Genomic DNA, 3,528 nt, shown 5'->3' with positions numbered 1-3,528 from the left:
CTCATTCCGATTTCAATGCTGCTTTACTCAACCGAGCGTGGCAGAGGTTCATTGGGGTGCTCTTTAAACCACCCTAAAATCTATTATACGAGGAAAGATATAATGGAAAAAGAACAGAATACTGTTGAGCTTACAAGGTCAATGTATAAGGAAATCAAGTCGATGAACCGAGATCAGATGCAGCAGGTGCTGACAAATATCTATGACCAAGGTGCAAAAAGCGTTGAGCATGGAGCTATCGAGTTTGAAAAGCTCCGTGAAGAGATCGGCAAGATCAACGGTATCGGCGAAAAACGTCTCGATGAAATAATGGCAGTAATAGAGAGCTTCATCTCTCCTGCCGAGTAATACAACTGAATACTATTATATATATAATTAAAGGCCATCGGTGGTGAGTCCGTAACAGGACAACTACCGGTGGCCTTTTTTCGTTACATACAGCTGTCTGCAAAAATGCAGGCGGCTGTAATTATTTTACGAAAGGTGTGAGTCAAATGAACAACGAAAACAACCTGAAAAGAAAATATGGAATAAAAAAGAAGGTGAATTTTAGTTTTGATACGATATTTAGATATGTTCGCAGGTATCGGCGGTTTCCGCTCAGGCCTTGAACGAGTCGGCGGCTTTGAGTGTGTCGGTTACTGCGAGATAGACAAATTCGCAAAACAGGCGTATGAAGCGCTTTACGACACATCAAAGGAGGAATATTTCGATGACGCAAGAAAAATCATCCCCGAAGACTTGCCGGATATCGACCTTATTTGCGGAGGATTCCCTTGTCAGAGCTTTTCAATCGCAGGAAAACGGAGAGGCTTTGAAGACGCCCGAGGAACCATGTTCTTTGAAATTGCTCGGATCGCTGCCGTTAAGAGACCTCGCTATCTGCTGCTTGAAAATGTACCCGGACTGTTATCGCATGACGAAGGCAGGACATTTGCGGCCATCCTCACTGCGCTGGATGACCTGGGGTACGATGTCGCATGGCAGGTGCTTAACAGCGCGAATTTCGGAGTCGCCCAAGCCAGAAAAAGAGTGTTCATTGTCGGATTTCTTAGAGCCGAGTGTGCCGGAAGAATACTGTCTTTCACAGACGCAAATCCAAAAACTCTTGTCCAGCGCATACCCGGAAAAGAAGGATGCCGAGTTTACTCCCCTGAAGGACTGAGCATAACGCTGACAGGAACAGCAGGCGGATTTGGCGGAAAGTCAGGTCTCTATGCTATACTTGGTCTGCCAATAAAATCCCTTACAAAAACAGGATACCAGATAGCTGTCCCCGGCGACAGTATTGACCTTGCGTATGCGGATATGAACAGCCGCCGAGGGCGTGTCGGACATGACATATAACGACTATAACCAGCACCTGACAAACTTCTATACTGTTATCAAGACTCGGTGCAGAGATCTAGTAAACGCATTCGCAGGTGCATTCGAAAAAGACGGCAAGCTGATCGATGAGATCGAAAAACGTATATTTGCGAATATACGCGATCAATTCAATGCTTGCTGTCTTGTTTTTTACAGAGCTGACACATTCGAGGAATTTTATGACACAATCCTTAAAATGCTCAATAAAGCAGGCAGTATTCAGGATAAACAGCACGTCTGGATGAATTCAATGCTGGCGTGGGAGCTGTATAAGAAAAGGGAAAATGATCCCGAGCTCTTCGACGCTCTCATGTTCCTCATATTAATGAAGTGCAGCTTCTCGGCTACCGGAAAGAGCTGGGCTTGCAAGGGTACAAACGCTAACAAGTGACACAACTCTCTTCCGAATTACCAAAACAGCGGCACCTATTATCAGGAGCCGCTGTTTTTTCACCCAATCCGATTTGATTTTCCTTTTTTCAACAAACGAAATATAGCTATGCCTTGACATCAAGAAAAGCCAATGATATAATGAAAGCAGAAAGGACGGTGTTATTATGCCGAAGAAAGCAACTGAAAAGACAAAGTCAGAAACATCATTAAAGACAATAGTTCAGGTAAATGGTAAGGATATCGATGTGAGCAATATTGCTGCGGACGCATTAAAGGCTTATAAATCTGTTCACAAGAGAAAAGTTGTTAATGAATTCATTGTCTATGTCAAGCCTGAAGAAAACGCCGCTTATTACACAATAAACGGTGAAGGTTCAGACAAATACAAGATAGACCTTTGATTCAGAGGTACTGTCAAATCGTCTTAATGTTTTTAAGGAGCAATAGCATGAATAGGGATACAAATAATACTGATTTTGATTCGAATATGTATGACTTTATGAGAATCTTGGAAGAGAATGGTTGTGTTATGGAATCTGATCATATCTTTGCCTACTCTATGCAGTACCCTGAAATGAAAGCCAGTGTGCTTGATTGGCTATCATCTCATGGATATAGCGGTAATCTACACACTTTAGGTGCATATGATCAAGTAGCAGTATATTGTTTGTTTGATGAAGATAAAATATCATATGAAGAAGCTTATGAAAAATTATTACAGGAAGCAGCAAAACAAAATGATCCGAGATTTATAGACACATAGAACAACATTTCATTATGCCAGGGTTTAAACCTGGCTTATTATTTGGATGGAAACGAATTGAAAACATATATCTATCCCGACAATCTGAGGGCTGCGGTAAAGCTGTGGTTCTGGAATGTTCGGGATTTTATTATTATCTGCACAGGCGTCATATTGTCCGCCTTCATTTTTGCGAAGCTGTTCACTCCCGTGCCGTTGGCTCTGACCTCCTGTTATGCGTTTCTGACGCTTCGGGCAGAGGACACAGCCATCATGGACTATATGGTAAACGCCTTCAGATTTTTCTGCACCACACAGCAGAAGTATTATTGGAAGATAGGAGACGGTCATGGAATTAATGGTTGAATACTATTGGTATTTCAAGGATCATGGCATTGACCCGTTGAATATTCAACATGAAAAGCTGGAAAAAAATTTCAGTGAGTTGAACAGCATGGATATGCCTATTGTTTATTGCAAAAACGAAGAGGATTATCAGAAGATTATGGACAGAATATATGAACTGAGGTCATACATTAAGACTGATCCGCTGATAACAATAGAGCAGCTTGGTATCCATGGCAAATTATGGATGCAGAATATGGAAAAGAATTATCCTGAGAAAGTCGGGGTAATGAAAAATCACGGCACCTACTTGGGGGTAGCTCAGTCAGTGGACAAAAGGGCGAAGGATTATTGGGAGCAGCTCAGCGACCAGTACGACAGGAGAGTGCCGCGTCGGAGGGACAGCTACGAAGCAGTTTTGGAGTGGTCAAGGAACAAGAAGCTCGAGATAGACCACATAGTAATGACGGAAGTGGTGCTCGTTCCTGTAATGACTCCCTGAATGCTGATACTATTTAAAATCATCTGCGGACACCCTGGTATTAACACGTCAACTGTGCGCTTGCTCCGTGATGATATGCTTAAATATGTCCGCGCAGCCAAACACGAGCCTACATTTATAGATTTGCCGACAGAATGATAATTAAAGCCTCCCTCGGGATGCTTTTCTTTTGAACACT

6 protein-coding genes and 1 pseudogene are annotated in these 3,528 nt (G+C 42.6%); all 7 read left to right on the top strand.

The window, feature by feature from the left end:
• Positions 1-102: 102 nt before the first annotated feature.
• The 7 genes and pseudogenes from BMX22_RS15630 (at position 103) to BMX22_RS15600 (ending at position 3,350) form a co-directional block, all read left to right on the top strand.
• Positions 103-348 carry a hypothetical protein gene (locus BMX22_RS15630; RefSeq protein ID WP_074743556.1) on the top strand — a complete coding sequence of 82 codons (246 nt, stop codon included), beginning with the start codon at positions 103-105 and terminating at the stop codon, positions 346-348.
• A 210-nt stretch (positions 349-558) separates the two neighbouring features.
• Positions 559-1,035 (top strand): annotated as a pseudogene (locus tag BMX22_RS17100) (DNA cytosine methyltransferase); the annotation flags it as partial.
• Positions 1,036-1,336: 301 nt separating this feature from the next.
• The gene (locus tag BMX22_RS15620; RefSeq protein ID WP_074743555.1) at positions 1,337-1,759 is read left to right on the top strand and encodes a hypothetical protein; all 423 of its coding nucleotides are present in this window, start codon (positions 1,337-1,339) and stop codon (positions 1,757-1,759) included.
• A 166-nt stretch (positions 1,760-1,925) separates the two neighbouring features.
• Positions 1,926-2,162: a DUF6465 family protein gene (locus tag BMX22_RS15615; protein WP_074743554.1), complete on the top strand. Its 237-nt coding sequence runs from the start codon at positions 1,926-1,928 to the stop codon at positions 2,160-2,162.
• A 47-nt stretch (positions 2,163-2,209) separates the two neighbouring features.
• Complete coding sequence (locus BMX22_RS15610; protein ID WP_074743553.1) at positions 2,210-2,524, top strand: hypothetical protein; 315 nt, start codon at positions 2,210-2,212, stop codon at positions 2,522-2,524.
• Positions 2,525-2,581: 57 nt separating this feature from the next.
• Positions 2,582-2,869 carry a hypothetical protein gene (locus BMX22_RS15605; protein ID WP_074743552.1) on the top strand — a complete coding sequence of 96 codons (288 nt, stop codon included), beginning with the start codon at positions 2,582-2,584 and terminating at the stop codon, positions 2,867-2,869.
• Positions 2,853-3,350 (top strand): hypothetical protein, encoded by a 498-nt coding sequence (locus BMX22_RS15600; RefSeq protein WP_074743551.1) that lies wholly within the window; start codon positions 2,853-2,855, stop codon positions 3,348-3,350. The genes BMX22_RS15605 and BMX22_RS15600 overlap by 17 nt, the downstream gene beginning before the upstream one ends.
• The last annotated feature ends 178 nt before the right edge of the window (positions 3,351-3,528 follow it).

Source organism: Ruminococcus sp. YRD2003, assembly GCA_900109435.1.
Taxonomy (GTDB): Bacteria; Bacillota; Clostridia; order Oscillospirales; family Ruminococcaceae; genus Ruminococcus; species Ruminococcus flavefaciens_G.
Note: the sequence above shows the minus strand (reverse complement) of the source record. Positions and strands in the feature narration are given on the sequence as shown.

What these genes read in the sequence shown, in the direction of transcription:
- BMX22_RS15630 (WP_074743556.1), top strand. Translation starts at nt 103, where the DNA reads ATGGAAAAAGAACAGAATACTGTTGAGCTTACAAGGTCAATGTATAAG.
- BMX22_RS15620 (WP_074743555.1), top strand. Translation starts at nt 1,337, where the DNA reads ATGACATATAACGACTATAACCAGCACCTGACAAACTTCTATACTGTT.
- BMX22_RS15615 (WP_074743554.1), top strand. Translation starts at nt 1,926, where the DNA reads ATGCCGAAGAAAGCAACTGAAAAGACAAAGTCAGAAACATCATTAAAG.
- BMX22_RS15610 (WP_074743553.1), top strand. Translation starts at nt 2,210, where the DNA reads ATGAATAGGGATACAAATAATACTGATTTTGATTCGAATATGTATGAC.
- BMX22_RS15600 (WP_074743551.1), top strand. Translation starts at nt 2,853, where the DNA reads ATGGAATTAATGGTTGAATACTATTGGTATTTCAAGGATCATGGCATT.